General features: G+C 27.4%; 24 protein-coding genes, 1 other RNA gene and 4 pseudogenes. 22 read left to right on the top strand and 7 right to left on the bottom strand.

The window, feature by feature from the left end; genetic code table 11:
* The first annotated feature begins 1 nt into the window (after nt 1).
* The gene (locus tag ACZ1HD_RS08880) at nt 2-1,642 is read left to right on the top strand and encodes a toxin-antitoxin system YwqK family antitoxin (protein WP_472689243.1); all 1,641 of its coding nucleotides are present in this window, start codon (nt 2-4) and stop codon (nt 1,640-1,642) included.
* 64 nt (nt 1,643-1,706) lie between these two features.
* Here the strand turns inward: ACZ1HD_RS08880 and ACZ1HD_RS08875 are convergent.
* From ACZ1HD_RS08875 to ACZ1HD_RS08865, 3 genes and pseudogenes are all read right to left on the bottom strand, one after another.
* Nucleotides 1,707-4,159, bottom strand: a pseudogene (locus ACZ1HD_RS08875) (TonB-dependent receptor).
* Nucleotides 4,160-4,166: 7 nt separating this feature from the next.
* On the bottom strand, nt 4,167-4,376 hold the full coding sequence (locus ACZ1HD_RS08870) for a hypothetical protein (protein ID WP_472689242.1): 210 nt from the start codon (nt 4,374-4,376) through the stop codon (nt 4,167-4,169).
* A gap of 108 nt (nt 4,377-4,484) precedes the next feature.
* Nucleotides 4,485-5,867 carry a M23 family metallopeptidase gene (locus tag ACZ1HD_RS08865; RefSeq protein ID WP_472689241.1) on the bottom strand — a complete coding sequence of 461 codons (1,383 nt, stop codon included), beginning with the start codon at nt 5,865-5,867 and terminating at the stop codon, nt 4,485-4,487.
* Between the two features lie 239 nt (nt 5,868-6,106).
* Between ACZ1HD_RS08865 and ACZ1HD_RS08860 the strand changes: the two genes are divergently transcribed.
* From ACZ1HD_RS08860 to rny, 4 genes and pseudogenes are all read left to right on the top strand, one after another.
* Complete coding sequence (locus tag ACZ1HD_RS08860; protein WP_472689240.1) at nt 6,107-6,304, top strand: hypothetical protein; 198 nt, start codon at nt 6,107-6,109, stop codon at nt 6,302-6,304.
* 13 nt (nt 6,305-6,317) lie between these two features.
* The gene (locus ACZ1HD_RS08855) at nt 6,318-6,608 is read left to right on the top strand and encodes a cell division protein ZapA (protein WP_340933736.1); all 291 of its coding nucleotides are present in this window, start codon (nt 6,318-6,320) and stop codon (nt 6,606-6,608) included.
* Between the two features lie 54 nt (nt 6,609-6,662).
* A non-coding RNA gene (ssrS, locus tag ACZ1HD_RS08850) (6S RNA) lies at nt 6,663-6,789 on the top strand.
* Between the two features lie 48 nt (nt 6,790-6,837).
* Nucleotides 6,838-8,400, top strand: a pseudogene (gene rny / locus ACZ1HD_RS08845) (ribonuclease Y).
* A 49-nt stretch (nt 8,401-8,449) separates the two neighbouring features.
* Here the strand turns inward: rny and xerD are convergent.
* Together xerD and ACZ1HD_RS08835 are read right to left on the bottom strand one after the other, a co-directional pair.
* Nucleotides 8,450-9,346, bottom strand: a complete 897-nt coding sequence (gene xerD, locus ACZ1HD_RS08840; RefSeq protein WP_472689239.1) for a site-specific tyrosine recombinase XerD — start codon at nt 9,344-9,346, stop codon at nt 8,450-8,452.
* A gap of 71 nt (nt 9,347-9,417) precedes the next feature.
* Nucleotides 9,418-9,789, bottom strand: a complete 372-nt coding sequence (locus tag ACZ1HD_RS08835; RefSeq protein ID WP_472689238.1) for a TM2 domain-containing protein — start codon at nt 9,787-9,789, stop codon at nt 9,418-9,420.
* A 47-nt stretch (nt 9,790-9,836) separates the two neighbouring features.
* On the opposite strand from ACZ1HD_RS08835, the gene ACZ1HD_RS08830 reads away from it, so the two are divergent.
* From ACZ1HD_RS08830 to aroQ, 4 genes are all read left to right on the top strand, one after another.
* A complete protein-coding gene (locus tag ACZ1HD_RS08830; RefSeq protein WP_472689237.1) occupies nt 9,837-10,199 on the top strand; it encodes a hypothetical protein in 363 nt (120 codons plus the stop codon).
* Between the two features lie 254 nt (nt 10,200-10,453).
* Nucleotides 10,454-10,585, top strand: a complete 132-nt coding sequence (locus ACZ1HD_RS08825) for a hypothetical protein (RefSeq protein WP_472689236.1) — start codon at nt 10,454-10,456, stop codon at nt 10,583-10,585.
* Between the two features lie 261 nt (nt 10,586-10,846).
* On the top strand, nt 10,847-11,167 hold the full coding sequence (locus ACZ1HD_RS08820; RefSeq protein ID WP_472689235.1) for a hypothetical protein: 321 nt from the start codon (nt 10,847-10,849) through the stop codon (nt 11,165-11,167).
* Between the two features lie 257 nt (nt 11,168-11,424).
* Entirely contained in the window at nt 11,425-11,838 is a 414-nt protein-coding gene (gene aroQ, locus ACZ1HD_RS08815) for a type II 3-dehydroquinate dehydratase (RefSeq protein ID WP_340933746.1), read from the top strand.
* On the opposite strand, the gene ACZ1HD_RS08810 is transcribed toward aroQ, so the two are convergent.
* Nucleotides 11,833-12,090, bottom strand: coding sequence for a GNAT family N-acetyltransferase (locus ACZ1HD_RS08810; RefSeq protein ID WP_472689316.1), 258 nt, complete (start codon nt 12,088-12,090; stop codon nt 11,833-11,835). The genes aroQ and ACZ1HD_RS08810 overlap by 6 nt on opposite strands.
* 35 nt (nt 12,091-12,125) lie before the next feature.
* Nucleotides 12,126-12,305, bottom strand: a complete 180-nt coding sequence (locus ACZ1HD_RS08805) for a hypothetical protein (protein WP_472689234.1) — start codon at nt 12,303-12,305, stop codon at nt 12,126-12,128.
* Nucleotides 12,306-12,427: 122 nt separating this feature from the next.
* On the opposite strand from ACZ1HD_RS08805, the gene ACZ1HD_RS08800 reads away from it, so the two are divergent.
* The 13 genes and pseudogenes from ACZ1HD_RS08800 to ACZ1HD_RS08740 all read left to right on the top strand — a co-directional run bounded on the left by ACZ1HD_RS08800 (nt 12,428) and on the right by ACZ1HD_RS08740 (nt 21,970).
* The gene (locus tag ACZ1HD_RS08800; RefSeq protein ID WP_472689233.1) at nt 12,428-13,300 is read left to right on the top strand and encodes an ABC transporter permease; all 873 of its coding nucleotides are present in this window, start codon (nt 12,428-12,430) and stop codon (nt 13,298-13,300) included.
* A gap of 2 nt (nt 13,301-13,302) precedes the next feature.
* Nucleotides 13,303-14,588, top strand: a pseudogene (locus ACZ1HD_RS08795) (ABC transporter ATP-binding protein).
* Between the two features lie 41 nt (nt 14,589-14,629).
* Nucleotides 14,630-15,550, top strand: coding sequence for a hypothetical protein (locus tag ACZ1HD_RS08790; RefSeq protein WP_472689232.1), 921 nt, complete (start codon nt 14,630-14,632; stop codon nt 15,548-15,550).
* Nucleotides 15,551-15,787, top strand: coding sequence for a glycosyltransferase family 2 protein (locus tag ACZ1HD_RS08785; RefSeq protein WP_472689231.1), 237 nt, complete (start codon nt 15,551-15,553; stop codon nt 15,785-15,787).
* Nucleotides 15,788-16,469: 682 nt separating this feature from the next.
* Nucleotides 16,470-16,886: a glycosyltransferase family A protein gene (locus ACZ1HD_RS08780; RefSeq protein ID WP_472689230.1), complete on the top strand. Its 417-nt coding sequence runs from the start codon at nt 16,470-16,472 to the stop codon at nt 16,884-16,886.
* 22 nt (nt 16,887-16,908) lie between these two features.
* Complete coding sequence (locus ACZ1HD_RS08775; protein WP_472689229.1) at nt 16,909-17,352, top strand: hypothetical protein; 444 nt, start codon at nt 16,909-16,911, stop codon at nt 17,350-17,352.
* Nucleotides 17,349-18,035, top strand: coding sequence for a glycosyltransferase family A protein (locus ACZ1HD_RS08770; RefSeq protein WP_472689228.1), 687 nt, complete (start codon nt 17,349-17,351; stop codon nt 18,033-18,035). Before ACZ1HD_RS08775 ends, ACZ1HD_RS08770 begins: the two co-directional genes overlap by 4 nt.
* A gap of 389 nt (nt 18,036-18,424) precedes the next feature.
* A pseudogene (locus ACZ1HD_RS08765) lies at nt 18,425-19,068 on the top strand (N-acetylneuraminate synthase family protein); the annotation flags it as partial.
* The gene (locus tag ACZ1HD_RS08760; protein ID WP_472689315.1) at nt 19,060-19,353 is read left to right on the top strand and encodes an SAF domain-containing protein; all 294 of its coding nucleotides are present in this window, start codon (nt 19,060-19,062) and stop codon (nt 19,351-19,353) included. The pseudogene ACZ1HD_RS08765 and the gene ACZ1HD_RS08760, both read left to right, overlap by 9 nt.
* 113 nt (nt 19,354-19,466) lie before the next feature.
* Nucleotides 19,467-19,742 carry a UDP-N-acetylglucosamine 2-epimerase gene (locus ACZ1HD_RS08755; RefSeq protein ID WP_472689227.1) on the top strand — a complete coding sequence of 92 codons (276 nt, stop codon included), beginning with the start codon at nt 19,467-19,469 and terminating at the stop codon, nt 19,740-19,742.
* A gap of 82 nt (nt 19,743-19,824) precedes the next feature.
* Nucleotides 19,825-20,475 carry a UDP-N-acetylglucosamine 2-epimerase gene (locus tag ACZ1HD_RS08750; RefSeq protein WP_472689226.1) on the top strand — a complete coding sequence of 217 codons (651 nt, stop codon included), beginning with the start codon at nt 19,825-19,827 and terminating at the stop codon, nt 20,473-20,475.
* Nucleotides 20,476-21,054: an acylneuraminate cytidylyltransferase family protein gene (locus ACZ1HD_RS08745; protein WP_472689225.1), complete on the top strand. Its 579-nt coding sequence runs from the start codon at nt 20,476-20,478 to the stop codon at nt 21,052-21,054.
* A 79-nt stretch (nt 21,055-21,133) separates the two neighbouring features.
* Nucleotides 21,134-21,970 carry a hypothetical protein gene (locus ACZ1HD_RS08740; RefSeq protein ID WP_472689224.1) on the top strand — a complete coding sequence of 279 codons (837 nt, stop codon included), beginning with the start codon at nt 21,134-21,136 and terminating at the stop codon, nt 21,968-21,970.
* Nucleotides 21,971-21,999: the final 29 nt, after the last annotated feature.

Below are 21,999 nucleotides of genomic sequence, written 5' to 3'. Positions count from 1 at the left end.
TATGCCAATATTTCACAAAAAAATAATTTACTTATTCTTTATCGTTTTTACTTTAACTACGAACTCTCAAGTTAAAAAAATAAATTACAATGACGGTAAGTTATTTGGTGAAGGTAAAATGATAGATGGTAAAAAAGAAGGTGAATGGGTTTATTATCACAAGACAGGTGAAATTCTAGCAAAAGGTCCTTTTAAAGAAGGAAAAGAAAATGGTTATTGGGAAGGATATGTACCAAAAGGAGATATTTATTTCAAGGGAAATTATATAAACGGAAACAAAGTAGGAACCTGGTTACAAGGAAATAGTGTTTTTTTAGATTATTATATTGAAAAAAAATATGCAGACAATGGAAAAGAAATTGAACCAAATAAATTTAAAGCTGTTTACAAGTCTGGTAAAATATATGCTACATGTAATTTAGATGATGAGGATTTTGATGGGCTGTTTAAAAGTTTTTTTGAAAATGGTGAAATAAAGGAAGAAGGAAAATATTCTAAAGGAGAAAGAGCAGGAGAGTGGAAGAGTTATTTTGACAACCATCAATTAAAAACCATAGTAACATTTGTCGATAATAATGAAGAAGGCTTATATTTTAATTATTACAGAGACGGGTCGCCAAATTTTATTATAAATTATACTAAAGGAAAGTATAATGGTGAATATCTAGAGTTTTTTGAGGACGGATCTCTTAGAGCAAAGATCAATTATATTAATGGTGATAAGGACGGAGCTGCTTTTAAATATTTAGAAAAAGATAAATTATTATTCAAGGGGATTTATAAAGGTGATGAAATAAGCGGACAGACTGCAGAGTATACATACCATAAAAATGGTAAACTAAAGTCTAAAATAGAATATAATGAGCACGGTTACAATGGAGAGTATTCTTATTATTTTGAAAATGGAAAACCTGAAGTTTTAAAAAATTATAAAAATGATGAGTTAGATGGTTTACAGAAAATATTCTTCAAAAACGGTGCATTAGAAGAAATTACTAATTACGTAAATGGTAAAAAAACAGGTTATCAAAAAGAATATCATTATAATGGTAAATTAAAGAAAAGTGTTAACTATTTAAATGGCAAAATTACTGGTTCATATAAAGAATATTATTCAGATGGATTAATTAAAGAGTCAGGTAATTATACCTCTGGTAAAGAAAATGGTACATTTAAAATATATTACAAAAGTGGTAAACTTAAAAAACAAACTAAATTTATAAATGGTTTAAGGAACGGAGAATGCAAAATATATTATGAAACATTATCAGGAAAATATTTTCTAGATGAAAAAGGAAGTTATTTTAACGATAAAAAAACAGGTACTTGGTACGATTATTTTGATAGTGGTGAAATAAAATCTAAGTTTATTTACGATAAAGGTTCTTTAACAAAAGAAATTCATGCAGTAAAACTTGTTATTCATAATAATACAAATCAAAAAATTCAATTACTTTTAAGACATAAAAATACTAAAGACCAATGGGAAACAATCGGTTGGTTTCACTATAAGCCAGGGGAAAAGAAATTGTTAAGATATTTATTAGATCCTAAGTTTCTTTATTATGCAAGCTCTTTCAATGATAAAATGTTTTGGAGGGAGATCAGACTAGACAATATAAAGGAAAATCTTACAAAATGAAAGTAGTCAATATAAAACCCTCTTTATTTTTAAGTAAAAAAGGTAAGTTTGAATTAACCTTAAATTAATTAATTTTAATTCTTATTTTAAAATTAAGAACTCTTCCAGTCATAAAATTAGGAATCCCAAATTGATTTTTAGAATATACATCTCTAACCCAAGTGTTGGTTATAGAATTCTGTATATCAAACATATTAAATAATTCTAAACCAGCTGTTAGTTCTTTAAAATTAGATAACCAGCCAGTTTTGTATTGTTTGTTTGCATCTGTAAAAACATAAGAAATTCCTAAATCTGCTCTTTTGTAATCACGAAGTCGTTCTTGAAATTGATATACATCTGCGTAAGCTGGCGCGCCACCAGGTACACCTGTGTTATAAACTAGGTTTAAATAAGCCTTTAAATTTGGCAGATTAGGCACATAGTCTTGAAATAAAACAGCAAATTTTAATCTTTGGTCTGTTGGTCTAGAAATATCACCTCTATTTTCTATGTTTTCTTCTGTTTTTAAATAACCTAAACTCACCCAACTTTCACTTCCAGGTACAAATTCACCATTTAATCTTAAATCTATTCCGTGAGCAAAACCTGTTGTTAAATTATCTGCTCTGTAACGAATTCTAACATTATCAACAGAATATGCGTTAATATCATTTAAATTTTTGTAATATAATTCTGATGTAAGCTTAAAAGGTCTTCCCCATAAATCAAAACTATAATCCATACCTGCAACTAAATGTATAGATTTTTGAGCTTTTACATTCTCATTTATAGTACCGTTAAAATCTTTTAATTCTCGATACGAAGGTGGTTGAGAATACCAACCAGCCGCAAATCTAAAAAGCATATCGTTATGCCAATTAGGTTTAATTGAAGCCTGAACTCGAGGACTTATGGTTGTTTGACTTTTAGAAGTTTTAGAGCCGATTTAACACTCCAATTATGTGCTCTAATTCCAATATTATACCAAAATTCACTGTCGCCCATAAATAAACGCTCATTAAATTGAACAAACCCCGAAACTCTATTTATAGATACATTATTATCTTTTCTAATATTTTGAAATGGTGTAATTGGACCTTCAAAAGATTCATAAGGTTGATTATTTGAAATATGATTTGGAGGTCTTACAGAGAATCCTAAAGAATCAATAACTTCCCATTCTCTTATTCTTTCTCTAACATCTTCATGTTGATATTTAATACCAAAATTTAATTGTTGTCGGTCTTTTTTATAAGTTCCTCTTAGTTGAACATTATTAATCAGAGCATCTAAATCGTTTCTAGCATGATTTAATTGTGATCCAATTCCTTGAGAAAAATCTACTTCACCAAAATTTTCAGAGCCAATATTAGAATCAACTTCTCCTAAATTGTAAGAAGCCGCAATATCGTAATACTCTTCTTCTTGTGTATTGTATGAAGAAATTGTACTTGTGAAAGATAAATTTTCATTTACAGAAACATCTGCAGACAAAGCATTAAAAAGCGTTAAATAGTTGTTTTCTTCTTTTCCTTTATAAAAAACAATTAATTCTAAAGGATTTGCAACAGTTCCGAATCTTGTTCTTCTAGATATTGGTTGATAATTGTAATTATTTAAAGAAAAGTTACTCAGATAGTTTATACTAACTTTATCGTTTACTTTATACGTGATATAAGATTGTAAATCTGTAAATTTTGGTCTAAAGTTTGTTTCAATTTGTTTACTGTTTACAAACAAGCTATTATCTCTATACCTTAAACTTGTGATTAAAGTTAATTTATCATCTAAAAACGGACTTTCGAAAGTTAAGCTACCACCTAATAAACTTGCATTTATAGTAGTTACAGTTTCCGTTGGTTTTTTGTATGTAATATCTAGAACAGAAGATAGCTTGTCACCATATTTTGCTTGAAAACCTCCTGCAGAAAAATCTATATTCTGAACCATATTAGAGTTTATAAAACTAAGCCCTTCCTGCTGACCAGATCTTACTAAAAAAGGCCTATAAACTTCAATTCCGTTAACATAAACAAGGTTTTCATCAAAATTACCACCTCTAACATTATATTGTGTACTTAACTCATTGTTATTATTTACGCCAGGTAAAGTCATTAAAATATTTTCTACACCTGCATTGGCGCCAATAATATTTTTTGCTTTGTTTACGTCAATTTTAGTGATTCCGCTTGCGGCTTTTCTATTGTCCTTTACAACCACTTCTTGTAACGATTCTGTTTTAAGAATTAAAGTAGGAGAGTAGCGAATTGCATTTCTACTTTTTGCCGTAATTTTATGAAAAATAGTTTTATAACTAATATGACTAAATTTTAAAGTAATTTCTTTCCTATAAGGTATTCTAATTGAGTAATTACCATTTTTATCAGTAATCGTTCCTTTTGAGCCATATTCTACAGATACGTTTTCTATAACAGTTTTGTTAGTGTTTTTTATGGTACCTTTTAATATGGTTGTTTTCTGAGAAAAAACAGAAAGCGGTAAAAATAATATGATTAATAGTAAATTTCTTTTCACGAATAAATTAATTTGTTTGTTTCTTAAAAAACGTTGCAGAACGCTCTGTAGTATTACCTACATTGTCAGACACTATAATTCTAAAATTATGCTTGCTTCCAATCAATTTATTGTCATCAAAATTATATGTTAGAATTCTTCTTTTATGATTAAATTGCATTAAAACCCATTTACCATCTATAGTTGCATGCCAGTTTTTGATACCGAGAACCAACATCAGAAATTTTGACTTTTAAAGTATTGAATTTCGATATCCATTGATTATTTTTAAAATACAAAATATTAACCTTAGGTTTTTGATTGTCAGAAATTAAAGAGTATTTACCTAAAGTTTTTGTTGTTGTGTAAAAAGTACTGTCTTTTTTCTTGTATTTGTGTACCTAGGATATTTTTGATTTTCAACATTAGCAATATATAACTTTTCTTTTTGTGCTTTTGTGTATTTAGAAACATCAAAAGTTAAGGTAAAACTTTTATCTAAAGGTACTGTTTTGTCGTGTATTTTTGCAATGTTGTTTTCCACCTTAAAATCTAAATAAATATCATCATAAAAGCTGTTTTTAGGGAAAGCAACAGTTACATTTTTGTTTGTAAATTTATGAAATTTATCTGCAGTAATTTTATAAATGGTAGTGTCTTTTTGTTTTTTGAAAATAGCATTACTTTTTTTACCAATTACCGGAATTGTAACAGCGCTTGTATTTCCTTTAAAATCTCTAGCTATTATTTTTATGGTGTAATTTAAACCATTTTCGATGTTTATTTCGCCTTTATCAACAAGATCTTGATAAATTGATAGTTTATTATTTTTTACTTTAAAGGTTTTCTGAATTCGACTTCTATACTTTTTATAATACGCATAATCTATTAATAGATTTAAATATTTGCTTTCAGAAAAAGAAAAAGTTTCTACATCGTGATAATAATGTCTTTTACCATTAACTAACATTTCTAAGCTATAAATTCCGTTTTTATTTAAAGCCTTATTTAGTCTATCAAAAACATTGATACCAAAACCAATACGCCCACTTGCAAAGATTCTATTTGCAGTATATTTACCTTTACCAATATTTTTTACAGCGATTTTAAAACTATTATTTTGCTGATTAATTCTTGACCCTTCATTTAAAGGATAAACTTGTAAAGATTGAATTGTAGGTGATTTGGTATCGTCTACTTGTAAACCAAAAAATAAAGGGTTTATAACGTTTTCTGATTTTGTATTTCTAATTTCGAAGTGTAAATGTGGGCCACCGGAACCGCCAGTATCACCAGAATAGGCAAGTAATTCGCCCTTTTTTAAGACAAATTTGTTCTTTTTAGGGAATAAATTACCAGTTTCATAATTTTCTTTCTTGTATTGTATAGATTTAACGTATGCCTCGATTTCCGGATTAAATTTACTTAAATGACCATAAACCGATGTATAACCATTTGGATGTGTAACATAAATAGCTTTACCATAACCATATTGTTGCACTTTAATTCTAGAAACGTACCCATCTGCAACGGCAACAACTTTTAAACCTTCTTTACCTTGCGTTTTAATATCTAAACCGGAATGAAAGTGGTTGCTTCTTAATTCGCCAAAAGTACCGGATAAAACAATTGGTATATTTAAAGGGTTTCTAAAATAATCTTTTGGATATTTATCTTGAGCTAAACTAAAAAGCGGTAGTAATAAGAGTATAAATAATTTCTGTTTCAAAAAATGTGTTTTTTTGTGTAAAAATAGTAAAAAACATCATTTTACTAATTAGCTAGTAGCCAATAATTTATTAAAATATCAATTAAATGTTGTAATATTTAAAACAGAACGTTAACTTTGTGTGTATAGTTTTATTCTAAAAATTTTATGAGTAATACCTTAGAAGCAATTCATTTACTGGAAGATAAGTTAAAAAACTTACTTTCTAATTATGATTTTTTAAAAAAGAAAATGAAATATTGCTTCAAAGTGCTACAAAATATCAGCAAAAAATTATAGAACAAGAGCAAATTATAAAAAATCAAAAACAAGAATTTGATTTATTAAAAATAGCAAAAACTATAGACGGCAGTAATACAAATACAAGAGATACAAAACTCAAAATAAATACATTAATTAGAGAAATCGATAAATGTATTATTCAGTTACAAGAATAAAGTTCTTTAAATTGTGGATAAATTAAAAATTAATATAGTTATAGCTGGTAGAACTTACCCTTTAAGTGTTAATAATACTAAAGAAGAAGAAGGTATGCGAAAAGCAGCTACAGCAATTAATAAGTTAATTTCTATGTACGAGCAAAATTATGCAGTAAGCGATAAACAAGATGTTTTAGCTATGTGTGCTTTACAGTTTGCTTCTAAATTAGAAATATCTACAATAGAAAAAGGTTCTGAAAATACTGAAACAATAAATAAATTAAGAGAATTAACCAATTTGGTTGATACTCATTTAAAATAAGTTCTTTAAAATACATTAACAACACACTGCCTACGTTAGTAAATTGTTTGATAAACTCAACAAGTATCTATTATAAAGGATAAGTCTCGGTTGCTAAAGCATGCCACTATTGCTATTTATTTAGTATTTTAGGTGGATCCTTGATCAGCTGGTTAGTCCTAAACCTGTAATAATGGAGTTTATAAAAACCAAACTAGCGTAGGCTTTTTTTATATATTAAAATTAAATTATGGATGGAATGTTACTTCCCATTATTGTGGGAATTATTGGAATTGCAGTAGGTTTTTTTATTGCAAAATCAATTGAAAAATCAAAAGGAAAAAGCTTTTAAATTCTACAAGAAAAGAAGCTTCAGCAATTATTAAAGAAGCTAAAATTGATGCAGAATCAATTAAAAAAGATAAAATTTTACAGGCTAAAGAAAAGTTTATCGAACTTAAGTCTGAACATGAAAAAGTAATTTTAGGAAGAGAAAAGAAAATCTCTGATGTAGAGAAAAGAATTAGAGATAGAGAATCTAAAGTAGCATCAGAAGTTGATAAAAACGTTAAGTTAAATCGTTCTTTAGAACAGAAAGAGAAAGACTTTAACCATAAATTAGATTTCTTAGAGAAAAAAGAAAATGAGTTAGAAAAGATGCATAAGCGTCACGTAGATATGTTAGAGCAAATTTCCGGTTTATCTGCAGACGAAGCTAAAAAAGAATTGGTTTCTTCTTTAAAAGATGAGGCGAAAACAGAAGCAATGGCATTTATTCAAACGTCTATAGAAGAAGCTAAATTAACAGCAGAACAAGAGGCTAGAAAAGTTGTTTTAGGAACTATACAAAGAGTAGGCGTAGAGCAAGCTGTAGAAAACTGTGTTTCTGTTTTTAACTTAGAGTCTGATGATGTAAAAGGAAGAATTATTGGTAGAGAAGGTAGAAATATTAGAGCTATTGAATCTGCCACAGGTGTAGAAATTATTGTTGATGATACGCCAGATGCAATTATTTTATCTTGTTTTGATCCTATTAGAAGAGAAATTGCTCGTTTATCTTTACATAAATTAGTTACAGACGGTAGAATTCACCCAGCTAGAATTGAAGAAGTTGTAAGTAAAACCGAAAAGCAAATTACTCAAGAAATTATAGAGGTTGGTAAAAGAACGGTTATAGATTTAGGAATTCACGGTTTACACCCGAATTAATTAAAGCTGTTGGTAGAATGAAATATAGGTCTTCTTACGGTCAGAATTTATTACAACACTCTAGAGAAGTTGCTAATTTATGTGGAATTATGGCGGCAGAAATGGGCTTAAATCCTAAAGTTGCAAAACGTGCTGGTTTATTACATGATATTGGTAAAGTACCGGATGCAGAAAGTGAATTACCTCACGCATTATTAGGTATGCAATGGGCAGAAAAATATGGTGAAAAGCCGGATGTTTGTAATGCTATTGGAGCACACCACGATGAAATTGAAATGAAAAGTTTAATTTCTCCTATTGTACAGGTTTGTGATGCTATTTCGGTGCAAGACCAGGAGCTAGAAGACAGGTATTAGATTCTTACATTCAGAGATTGAAAGATTTAGAAGATATCGCTTTTGGTTTTACTGGTGTTCAAAAAGCATATGCAATTCAAGCAGGTAGAGAATTGCGTGTTATGGTAGAAAGTACAAAAGTGAACGATACAAAGGCCTCTGAATTGTCATTCAGTATTTCTCAAAAAATACAAAACGACATGACATATCCTGGTCAAGTTAAAGTTACTGTAATCAGAGAAACTAGAGCTGTGAATGTAGCTAAATAATTTTTTCTAATTTATATTATAATTTAAATCCCGCTTTTGGCGGGATTTTTTATTTTCTAGGATGATATGTTTCTACAACTTCTTTTAAGTATGATCTGTCTAAATGAACGTATATTTCTGTGGTTGTTATACTTTCATGCCCTAACATTTGTTGTATAGCTCTTAAATCTGCACCATTTTGTAATAAATGTGTTGCAAAAGAATGTCTTAAAGTGTGCGGACTAATTTTTTTATGTAAACCAATATCTGATGCTAACTTTTTTAGTATCATAAAAATCATTTGTCTAGTTAAAGCTTTTCCTCTTCGATTTAAAAATAAAGTATCCTCATATTCCTTTTGAGGTTTTATATGAACTCTAATTTGATTTATATAAATTGAAATGTATTTCTGAGCTTCTTGGTGAATTGGAACAAATCTTTCTTTATTTCCTTTACCTAAAACTCTTATAAATCCTTCTTCAAAAAATAAATCTGAAATTTTTAGTGTTATTGCTTCACTTACACGTAATCCGCAGCTATAAATTGTTTCTAAAATTATTCTATTTCTTTCACCTTGAGGATGACTTAAATCGATTGCAGATATCAATAAGTCGATCTCTTCTTGCGATAAAGTATCAGGTAATTTTCTTCCTATTTTTGGTGTCTCTAATAAATCTGTCGGATTTGTTGTTCTGTAGTCTTCAAATATTAAATAATCAAAAAAACTTCTTAAACCGTAAATTATTCTAGCTTGACTTCTAGGGTTAACCTTTTTAGCAACATCATAAATAAATAATTTTATTGTCTCAGCATCAATTGTAACAGGGGTGTTCACAATATTATTCTCTGTAATAAAGGAATATAATTTTTCTAAATCTTTAGTGTAGCTTATAATTGTATTTTTAGAAAGACCTCTTTCTATTTTTAAATACATTTGATAATCTTTAATTGCGTGTTGCCAATTCATGACGTAAATTTAGTAAATAAAAAAACCATCCAAATAATGGATGGTTTTAAAAATTTATAAAAAACCTATTCTTAAATAGTTTTAGAATAACTTCCGTTTTTAGGTTGTAAATCGCCCGTAATTATTAAAATTAGATCAATAATATACCAAATTCCAAAACCTCCTAAAGTGATTAATTTTAAAACTCCCAATAAAGTGTATCCTAGATAGAATCTATCTACACCTAATCCTCCTAAGAAAAGAGATAATAATAAAGCTGTTACTTGGCTTTTACCGGAGTTAGCAGCCGCTGCATAAGTTGTTAGTTCTTTCTTTTCTACTTTATTGTCTTTAATCACTTCTACAATTTCCTTAGTTTTTTTTACAGGGAAAGATGCATGTGTATTAAAAGAAAAAGCAAAGAAAGCAAATAATAATGTGTAAATAGTTAATGATTTTTTCATGAAGTTTGTTTTTTTTAAGTTATTTGTGTCAAATATAGCAGATTTCTATGAATAAAAATATTATAGTTTTAGTTAGTTTATTAACCGTTTTTAATCTGTTTTCTCAAGATAGAAAAGAGTTTGATTATGAGTTGTTAGGCGCATTAGCGTTAGAATCTAATCAATTGATTTCTTATAAAATAGTTTTTAATGCTAGAGAAAACGGGTTTATAGAAGGATATTCTTACACAGATTTATCAGGAGAAAACGAAACCAAATCATACATAAGAGGTTATTATGATGTGAAATCTAAAAATATTCAGTTTAAAGAAAGTGATATTTTATATACAAAATCTGAGTTTTTACCGGAAGAATTTTGTTTTGTAAGCTTTAAAGGGAAATTTAAAGGAGAAACTAAAAAAAGCTCTTAGAAGGTGATTTTACAGGTATTTATGATGATAGAGATACTTGTGCAACCGGAAAATTAAAATTAGTTAGTACTAAGTTTGTAGAGAAAAAAATCAAAAAAGTATATAAGAAAGTAAAGAAGATTAGTAAAGTTAAGAAAATTGACAGTGTAGTTATTGCCGAGTTAGAGCGAGAAAATTATCTAAAAAAGTTTAGCGAAACAAAAATTAGATCAGGAGAAAAAGTATCTGTATTTGTTTATACAAGTAAACTTAAAATGGAAATTTGGGATTATGGTAAAGAAGATGGTGATGTAATTACGATACTCAAAAATAATAAACCAGTTTTAGAAAACTATGCTGTAACAAAAAAAGAAATCAATCACCTTAAATTTAGAAGATACCAATAACTTAATTAAAATTATTACAGTAAATTTTGGTAAATTAAAAACCAATACTGCAAAGTTAATTTTATACGATTTTAGAAGAGAATATGAGGTAATTGCTGATTTAGAGGAAGGTAAAGAAGCTTTTATTAATATTGTGAAATTGAATGTTAAAAAGTAGCTTTTAAATTAATTCATTTGAGTTAATTTAATTCCTTTTTGAGCAAATATTACGTGCAGAACCAAGATACTTTTGTAAAAGAATTTAAACTAAAATTTTTAATTATGAAGAAAGTATTATTCATTGCGTTTTTAGCAATAGCAGGTTTAGGTAAAGTAAATGCACAAGAAGGTGTTTTAAATGGAGGTTTTAATGTTGGTTTACCAACAGGAGACGTAAGTGATCTAACTAGTTTTACTTTAGGAGCAGAGTTAAATTATATGTTTCCGGTAGCTGAAGGTTTCACATTAGGACCATCTGTACAATATTCGCACTTTTTTGGAGAAGAAGTAGAAACTATTGGAGGTACATTTGATGTATCAGATTCTTCTTTCTTACCAATTTCGGTGCAGCAAGATTTAACGTTTCAGAAAAATTTGTTTTAGGAGCTAACATTGGTTACGCTTTAGGATTAGATGAAGGAAACGATGGTGGTTTTTACTACAGACCAATAGTTGGTTACAAAATTGGAGATACAACACAATTAAATTTATCATATTCGGGTATTAGCAATGATAATCTAACATTTTCTAACGTAAGTTTAGGGGTAATGTTCGGAATCTAAGTTAGATTATTTATTATAATACACCAAAACGGAGGCAAATGCCTCCGTTTTTTTGTAAAAAAAATGTATTTTTGAAATATGAAAATAATTATAATTAACGGACCAAATTTAAATCTCTTAGGAAAACGTGAACCAGAAATTTATGGTTCCAAATCATTTGAAGATTATTTTAGAGAATTACAATTAAAATTTGATAACATAGAATTGTTTTATTTTCAAAGTAATGTTGAAGGAGAACTTATTAATAAATTACATGAGGTGGGATTTTCTTATGATGGCATTATTTTAAACGCCGCGGCTTACACGCATACTTCTGTTGGTTTGGGTGATGCAATCAAAGGAATTGACACACCGGTAATAGAAGTTCATATCTCTAACATTCATGCAAGAGAAAAATTTAGACAGCACAGTTTTATTTCACCAAATGCTAACGGAGTTTTATTTGGTTTTGGTTTAAAAGGATACGATTTAGCAATACAGAGTTTTTTATAAATCAAGTTTCATTTTGATGTTTGCTCTTTCGTAGTGAACATCTTTTTCTAAAGGAATTTCAACAAATCCTACTTTTTTATATAGATTTATTGCTGTTTCTAGTTTTCTGTGACTGTAAAGTGTGATATTTTCCCAATTTTTCTCTTTAGCAAATAATATGCAATGATTTATCAATCTTTTACCAAACTGTAACCCTTGATATTCTTCTAAAACTGCCATTTTACTTAATTCAAAATAAGATTTTTGGTTGATAAAAGCTGCAGTACCTATAATCTTAGAATCAAATTTTAGAAAAAAACAAATCCTCCATTATCAATAATATATTCTTTAGGATTACTTAAAATTTTTTCGTCATAAGGCTCAACATAAAAGAATTTTTCTAACCAGTTAACATTAAGATTATAAAAATCTTTAGAATACCTATCTTCAAAAGAAATAATTTTAAACGGTAAAATTTTATGAGACATAGAATTTTTATGATTTAAGCTAAATAAGATAATTTTGAACGTAAAAATAATACCTTTCAACGAAAGACAATGGTTAATCTATTTAAAAAAATTATATTTGTATCAGCCCTATAAAATAAACAATGCAAAAAGATAAATGGCTTTTTGAAATAACGCCAAAAAACAATTTATTAGACTTAAACTTAAAGGAAGTCCGGCAGTATCGAGATTTACTTCTTTTGTTTGTAAAAAGAGATGTTGTTACGTTATATAAGCAGACAATTTTAGGTCCACTTTGGTATCTAATTCAACCATTATTTACCTCTGTAATATTTACGTTGGTATTTAATAATATCGCAGGTATTTCAACTGGGGAAATTCCACCTTTTTTATTCAATTTAGCGGGTGTAACTACTTGGAATTATTTTAAAGAATGCTTAACAGCTACTTCTGATACGTTTAAAAAAAATGAAGCAATTTTCGGTAAAGTATACTTTCCGAGAGTTATAATGCCGATGTCAATAGTGATTTCTAATTTGTTAAAATTTGGTATTCAAATATTTATATTTGTTTGTTTCTATCTTTATTATGTTATTTCAGGATATGACATATTACCAAATATATATATATTGTTTTTTCCTTTATTGATAATTGCAATGGGGATGATTGGTTTAGGCTTAGGGATGATTATTTCATCTATGGTAACCAAATATAGAGATTTAACTTTTTTAGTATCTTTTGGTGTTCAGTTGCTGATGTATTTATCAGCAGTGATGTATCCTTTAGATTTAATGAGAGAAAAGTTAATAAATGCTGAAAAAGGAACTGATTATTCTTGGGTTGTAGATATAAATCCTATAGCACATTTAATAGAATTTGGTAGATTTATACTTTTAAGTGATGGTGATTTTTCTTCTTTCGGAATTGTCTATACATCAATATTTACAGTTATAATTTTCTTTTTAGGATTATTGATTTTTAATAAAACAGAAAAAACTTTTATAGATACTATTTAAATATGAGTAAGGAAGTTATTTTAAAAGTTGAAAATTTATCTAAACAATATCGTTTAGGAACCTTGGGTACAGGAACAATAAGCCATGACTTAAATCGATTTTTAGCGAAAATTCGTGGTAAAGAAGATCCGTATTTAAAAATTGGTGAATCTAATGACAGAGCATCTAAAGGAGAATCTGAATATGTTTGGGCGTTAAAAGACATAAATTTTGAAGTGAAAAAAGGAGAAGTTCTTGGGATTATTGGTAAAAACGGAGCGGGAAAATCTACACTATTAAAAATTCTTTCTAAAGTTACAGGTCCAACCACAGGTTCAATAAAATCAAAAGGTAGAATTGCTTCTTTGTTAGAAGTTGGTACTGGTTTTCATCCAGAAATGACAGGAAAAGAAAATATATTTCTAAATGGGGCAATTCTCGGAATGACAAAAAAAGAAATAGCATCTAAACTAGATGAAATTGTTTCTTTTTCTGGTTGTGAGCGTTATATAGATACACCTGTAAAACGCTATTCTAGTGGAATGAAAGTGCGTTTGGCATTTGCTGTGGCAGCACATTTAGAACCCGATATTTTAATTGTTGATGAAGTTTTAGCAGTTGGTGATGCCGAATTTCAAAAGAAAGCAATAGGTAAAATGCAAGATATTTCTGGTGAAAATGGGAGAACTGTTTTGTTTGTGAGTCATAATATGGCAGCTGTTAAAAATCTTTGTACTAGAGGAGTAGTTTTAGAAGATGGAAAGTCTGTTTTTTCGGAAATACAGGTGCTGCAGTAGATTATTATTTAAATAATAAAAAAATGAACTTAAAAACTAGTTTATCTAATAGAAAAGATAGGACTGGTAGTGGTGAGATTAAATTTTCAAAAATTGAGTTTTTAAATAAAGAAGATAATTCTATTAGTGAAATTTTATCCGGAAGTTATTGTAAATTTCGACTTTCTATAAATTTTGAATCATCAATTAATAAAGAAGATTTAATTTTTGGTTTAGTAATATTTGATAATTATGAAATTAAAATTGCCGATTTTTATTCTGATGAAATGGGGATAAAATTTAATAATATTGATGAGTGTGTAGATTTAGTGATACCAGAGCTTTTATTAAGAGGTGGAAACTATAATGTATCTATTGTTGTGCAAACTAATAAAATGGAACTAAAACAGTTGGATTTATTACATAATGCATTCTCATTTAAAGTTTTTCCTGGAGATTATTGGGGTGTTGGAAACACAAATAGAGCTACCAATGTTGCCTTAATTAATGCAAATTATACCAATATAATTTGATATCGGTATTTTAAATATGCTATTAATAAAAACAATATCAGATGACCGTAAGTAAAAATGAAATAATTAGTGACTATGTAGTTGTTTTGGGATCTGGATTATCTGTTAATAATTTGACCTTAGAAGAGAGAGTTCTAATTAATAGTTGTCCTACTAAAATTGGCATAAACAAATATGCAGCTTTCTACAACAAAGCTGAAATTTCTCCAACTCATGTATACTTTTTAGATGATTTTAGTCATAGTTCAATACTCTTTTTAAAGCATATAATTAATTTTTTAAAAAATAAACCTCTTAAGGAAGTCAATTTTATTCTTTCTAAGGGATATTTAGGATATTTTAAAAAAACAAAACTTTCATATTATTTAACGAAATTTTTAAGTCAAATAAACTTATTTTTCTATCGGTTATTAATTCTATTTTTTAGAAAAACAATAAAACCTTTAAATTATAAAACCTTTGTTAGTATAAAAAATAAAATAAAAAAGATTTTAACGCCTAAGGATATAATTAAATTTAATGTTGTTCCAGAAAACTTTAAATTTGAATATATCAGTGTTCAAAACTGGATTGCAAGAGGTAATAAATGGGCAACAACAATTAAAGATGATTTATATCATTTTAGAGGCAGTTTAACAACCGTTTTAAATTATATTTCTATAAAATTTCCTAATAAAAAAATTTTATTTGTTGGTGTAGATTTTAATTCACCACATTATTTTTTTCAAGAAGAACTTAATAAATTAGATATAAATGCTACAGATTGGACTTCTCAATACATAACTTCAGAAAAAAAGCATTTTAGTATAATAGACTATAAAAACACAAAAATTGATGATGAATTTCCTTTTATAATTAAATCTTTAAAAGAAACAGGCAACACAATTTATAGCGTTTCAGAAAAAGCATATTTGGTTGAAAAAGGATTTATTAAAACCATAAAATTAAATACAGTTAATTAAATGACAAAAGTTTCAATAATTCTTCCAAGTTATAATCATGCTTTATTTTTAGAAGAAAGGTTAAATTCTATAATAAACCGGACTTTTATAAATTGGAAGTTAATTATAATTGATGATTGCTCTACAGATAATAGTATTGAAATTTTGAAAAATTTCAAAGAAAAATACCCAAATAAAATAGAGCAATTTATAATTAATAAAAAGAACTCGGAAGTGGCTATAATTCTTGGAATTTAGGAATTAAACTTGCAAAATCTGAATATATTTGGATTGCAGAAACTGATGATTATTCAGATACAACTTATTTAGAAGAACAAGTTGCTGTTTTAAATGCGAATAAAGATGCTGCTTTAAGTTTTTGTGCAAGTAATTACGTAAACCAAGAAGGAGAATATTTATATGATTCTACTAACAGATTAAAAAAATTAAAAGTTTTAAGGGGTAATTACGGTATTTTTCCATCAGAAATATTTATTAATTCAATGCCTTTTCATACATTAATTACAAATGGTAGTAGCGTAGTTTTTAGAAAACCTCTAGATAATATACCTCAAGAAATTTTTGCTTTTAAACAATGTTCAGATATTTTTTTATGGACATATCTAGTTAAAAATAAGACTTTTATTTTCTTAAATAAAAATTTAAATTATTTTAGAAGACATGTTGATTCTACTTCTACCAAAAACTTTAATTTTAATTTACAGTCTATTTATAAAGAAAAAATAGAATATCTAAATATATTTAATCAGCATCATAAATATGAAGAGTTTATAGAACACTATATAAATTTTTTTATTCTTAAAGATAAATCTAAATTTTACAAAATTAATTTTTTGAAAAAAATAAATAATGTAAAATTTATTAAAATTAAATATTATAAAATTTTAGTTAAAATTTTTATCAAAAAAATTTTAACTAAATGAAACTTGTTAGCGTAATTATACCTACTTACAATAGGACACAATATTTAAAACAAACTTTAGAATCTGTTTTAAATCAAACTTACTCTAATATTGAAGTTTGGGTTGTTGATGATGGTAGTATTGGAGATAGTAATAAAATTTTATGTAAAAAATTTGAGGTTAATTATTTAAAAATTGAAAATAGTGGTTCACCTTGTAAACCTCGTAACGAAGGTATAAAAAGAGCAAGAGGAAATTATATTTCCTTTATAGATGATGACGACTTATGGGTTTTTAATAGAATTGAATTAATGGTTCAAATTTTAGAAACTAATCCAGAATTTGGCTTAGTTCATAATTATTGTTCATTAATAGATAAAAATGGTAAAGAATTAAAGAGAATAACAGGTAGACCTGGTACTCCGAGATGTTAAGCATGGTGATGTTTCATTGCGTATGATTGGTAATTGGACAATAAGTGATTATCCATTGGTTCGAAAAGAAATAATAAACAAAATTGGTTTTTTTAATGAAGAAATGAAAGCGGCTGGTGAAGATGCAGAATATTGGGCTAGAGCTTCTTTTTTTACAAATTTTTATTATTTAGATTTACCACTTACAAAATATAGAATACATAATGAAAACAACTCATCATTAAACAAAAGTTTATACTTTAATTTGAATTTAACAATAAAATCAAAGTTAGATTTTTACCTAAATAGTGGTGTTATTAATAAAAAGACCTATAAAATTAATATTAATAATTTAGTTAAAGATGAAATTAAAAAGGTAAAAATAAGCTATTTTAAAAATTTAAAAATACTATTTAAGTTGAATTTATTTTGGTTTTTTAGCTATAAAAAAATTAAATTACTTTTGTTTATAATTTTAAAAAAATGAGGAAAGGAAAAAACCCGAGAGAAAAAATATATAAGGAGATTTTATACAAACCTCATAGAATTATAATTCCAGTCTATATCCCGGAATCTAAAGAAGAGTATTTTAATAATTTATTTTCAGTTTTAAAAACCTCTATTAATTCTTTACTTAAAACCACGAATGAGACGCAAACAAATATTACTATTATTAATAACAATAGTAAAAAAGAAGTTACAGATTACATAGATGGTTTATTATATAGTAAAAAAATAGATAAACATGTTAAATTAGCCACTAATTATGGTAAAGTTTATACAATTTTATCTGAAGCAAAAGGTAGTTATGAGCAATTTATAACAATTGCAGATGCAGATGTTTTCTATTTTTCTAATTGGTTAAATAGTACAATTCAGGTTTTTAAAAATTATAAAAAAGCTGGTGTAGTAGCACCACTACCAATGCCACAATTGGCCTATTATTCTAATTATTCTTTATTTTTTAACAATTTGCATAGAGTAAAAAAAGGAAAAGTTGTTTTAGATAAAGATATATTGTTATTTGAAAAAAGCATAAATAGCAAAATTTCTCTTGAAAAGAATAATTGGTTTAGAAATCAACTATATTTAAATAAAAAAAATATAAAGTATGTATTGGAGCAGGTCATTTTATTGCTACATACAGAAAAGAGGTTTTGCATAACATAAAATTAAAAAAACAAAATTTGTTTTTGAGAATGGAGCAGAAAGATTTTATTTAGACGATCCAATTGATAAATTAGGTTACTATAGATTATCAACAATTAAAACATTTGCTTATCATTTAGGAAATAATATACCAAATTGGATAAATGAATATAAATTTACTGAATTAAAAATTACTAAGTATAGTACTGATATTAAATTTAAGCCTCCCTTTTTTAGTTATAAAATTAAAGAGATTATTGGGAAAATATATAGAAAATTAACAACAATTTAGAGATATTTTGAATAATTATATAGAAATACAAGGAAGAAAAATAGGACAAGATTACCCGCCTTTTGTAATCGCAGAGATTGGTATAAACCACGAAGGTTCTTTAAAAGTTGCCAAAGAAATGGTTGATGCAGCTTATAGAGCAGGAGCAGAATGCGTAAAACATCAAACTCATATTGTAGATGATGAGATGAGTGGAGCTGCAAAAAAAGTAATCCCAGGCAATGCAGATGTTTCAATTTATGAAATTATGAAACGTTGTGCTTTAAATGAAGCTGATGAAATTGCTTTAAAAAATTATGTAGAAAGTAAAGGAATGATCTTTATTTCTACACCATTTTCTAGAGCAGCATCAGAACGTTTGGAAAAAATGAATGTTGCAGCCTATAAAATTGGTTCGGAGAATGTAATAATTATCCATTGTTAGAACACATTGCAACTTTTGGAAAACCTGTAATTTTAAGTACAGGTATGAACACGATCGAAAGTGTTTCTGTAGCCGTCAAAATATTTGAAAAAGCAGAAGTTCCTTTGGCATTATTACATACAACAAATTTATATCCTACACCACCGCATTTGGTTCGTTTTGGGGCAATGCAAGAATTGTCAAAAGCTTTTCCTAAAAATGTTTTTGGTTTATCAGATCATACATTAACAAATCATGCTTGTTTAGGTGCTGTTGCTTTAGGGGCTTCAATATTAGAACGTCACTTTACGGACCATAAACAAAGAACAGGACCAGATATCGTCTGTTCTATGGATGAAAATGATTGTAAAGAGTTGATTGAAGGTAGTAATATGATTTGGAAAATGTGTGGAGGAACAAAAGAACCCGCAAAAGAAGAACAAGTTACTATAGATTTTGCATTTGCAACTGTAGTTACAATTAAAGCCATTAAAAAAGGTGAAATCTTTACTAAAGAAAATTTATGGGTTAAAAGACCTGGCACAGGAGATATTTTAGCAAAAGATTTTAACGATATTCTTGGTAAAACTTCAGGTAAAGATATTGAAACTGATACACATTTAAATTGGTCGGATATTGATTAATCAAAAAAATAGTATTCCTCACAGGAACTCGTGCAGATTTTGGGAAATTAAAGTCCTTAATAAAAATAACACAAGAGAACTCCAATTTTGATGTTCAAATTTTTGCAACAGGAATGCATTTGGATGAAAAATATGGCGCAACTGTCAATGAAATTTATAAAAGTGGTTTTAATAATATTCACACTTTTCAAAATCATGCTGGTGCTGAGTTTATGGATAGAACTTTGGCAAAAACAATAATCGGTTTTTCAGAATACATAGCAACTCAAAAACCAGATTTAATTGTGGTTCATGGAGATAGAGTAGAAGCTTTAGCAGGAGCAATTGTAGGAAGTTTAAATAATATTTTGGTTGCACATATCGAAGGAGGTGAAATTTCGGAACTATAGATGAGTTAATTCGTCATTCTGTAAGTAAACTTTGTCATCTGCATTTAGTTTCTAACGAAGAAGCTAAAAAAGGTTAATACAAATGGGAGAGTTAGAAAGTTCTATTTATGTAATTGGTTCTCCAGATTTAGATTTAATGAATCCTACTAATTTACCAAGTTTAAATATAGTAAAAGAGTACTATGAAATTCCTTTTAAAGATTATGCAATTGTAATGTTTCATCCTGTAACAACAGATTATAAAAATATAAAACAGAACGCTAAAAACTTTGTAGATTCTTTATTAAATTCGAACGAAAACTTTGTAGTTATTTACCCTAATAATGATTTAGGAACAGAAGAAATACTCTTAGAATATAGAAGGTTAGAAAATAATTCTAGATTTAAAATATATCCATCTTTAAGATTTGAATATTTTTTAAGATTACTTAAAGAAACTCGATTTATAATAGGTAATTCTAGTGCAGGAGTAAGAGAAGCTCCTTATTATAAAGTACCTACAATAGATATAGGAACAAGACAAAGTAATAGAGGACAAGCAAATTCTATTATAAATGTGGCTTATGATTCTGAAGACATTTTATTGGCAATAAAAAACATTTCATCAAAAAAACAAGAAATCATTGATATTAATGAATTTGGAGAAGGAAATAGCAATGAACTTTTCTTACATTTGTTAGAATCAGATATTATTTGGGAAGTAAATTGTCAAAAACAATTTCAAGATTTATAAATGAAAATTATTGCAATTATACCAGCAAGAGGAGGATCTAAAGGAATTCCTAGGAAAAATTTAGTCAATTTTTCCGGAAAACCGCTAATACAATGGTCTATTGAAGCGGCTCTAAAATCAAAATATATTACAGATGTTATTGTTTCTTCAGATGATGATGAAATTTTAAATGAAGCTCAAAAGAACAAAGAAGTTCTAGCTTTAAAAAGACCTATAGAATTAGCGCAAGATACCTCTAAAACTGAACCAGTTTTAACACATGTTTTAGATAGTTTAAATGAAATAAAATATGATTATTTAATTCTTTTACAGCCAACATCACCTTTAAGAACCTTTAAAGATATAGATGTTGCCTTTGAAAAATTATTAAATTCTAAAGCAACGTCACTAATTAGTGTATGCGAGTTAGAGCATCATCCATACAAAACATTTAATATTGATGAGAATGGTTATTTAAAAGGGATTATAAATAATGATTTTCCATTTTACCCAAGGCAAGTATTACCTAAAACATACAGAGCAAATGGCGCAATCTATATAATTAAAGTGGAGGAGTTTATGAAAAAAATACTCTTTTAACAAATAAAACAATACATTTTGAAATGTCTATTGAAAGTAGTTTAGATATAGATACTAAAAAAGATTTAAGGTAATAAAAATGAAAGTTATATTATTAGTTCCAGATGGTGTAGGTGTTCGTAATTACCTCTTTTCAAATTTTACAAGTAATCTCTTAAAAGAAGGGAATGAAGTTTTAGTCTATCATAATTTGTCTGAATCTGCTATAGAGGAGATAAAAATAAATAAACCGGAAATTAATAATTTAGAAAAAATTCCGGATTTTATAGAGAGTCCTAAAGCTAGACTTTTAAGAGAAACATTAGCATATGCCCGACTTTTAAGAAATGAAAAAACATTAAAAAATAATACAATATTAAAGTTTTGGAGCCCTAGTAAAAAAGGTTTTAAGAAGAAAACACTGTACTTTATAGCTGAAGTTTTAGGGTATTTATTATCTAAATCGTATTTACTTATTAAAAAAGCGGATAGATTTTATGAAAAAGAGGTTTCTAAAAGTAAAAGTTCAAAGTCCACAGAAAAATTTTTAGTAGATTTTAAGCCAGATATCGTTTTAAATTTGCACCAAAGAGCACCAATAACCTCTCCAATAATAACAGCAGCAAAGAAAAATAGAATAACTACTGCAACGGTTATCTTTTCATGGGACAATGTGCCGAAAGCAAGATTAATATCAAGATATGATTACTATTTTGTATGGTCTAATTTAATGAAAAATCAATTATTAGAATTGTATTCAGAAATTATTCCTACACAAGTAAAAATTTACGGTACACCACAATTTGAGTTTTATAGTTATGCTAACCTATATGAAGATAGAAAAGTATTTTTAAATAAATATGGGTTAGATGAAAATAAAAAAACAATCTGTTTTTCCGAAATGATATTTCATCACCCTATGACGCCGTTTATTTAAAAGATATCTGTGAAGAAATATCTAAAATA

The organism is Polaribacter sp. HA6-7, from assembly GCF_055693625.1.
The sequence above is the reverse complement of the archived record's forward strand: the minus strand, read 5'-3'. Positions and strand labels throughout refer to the sequence as shown.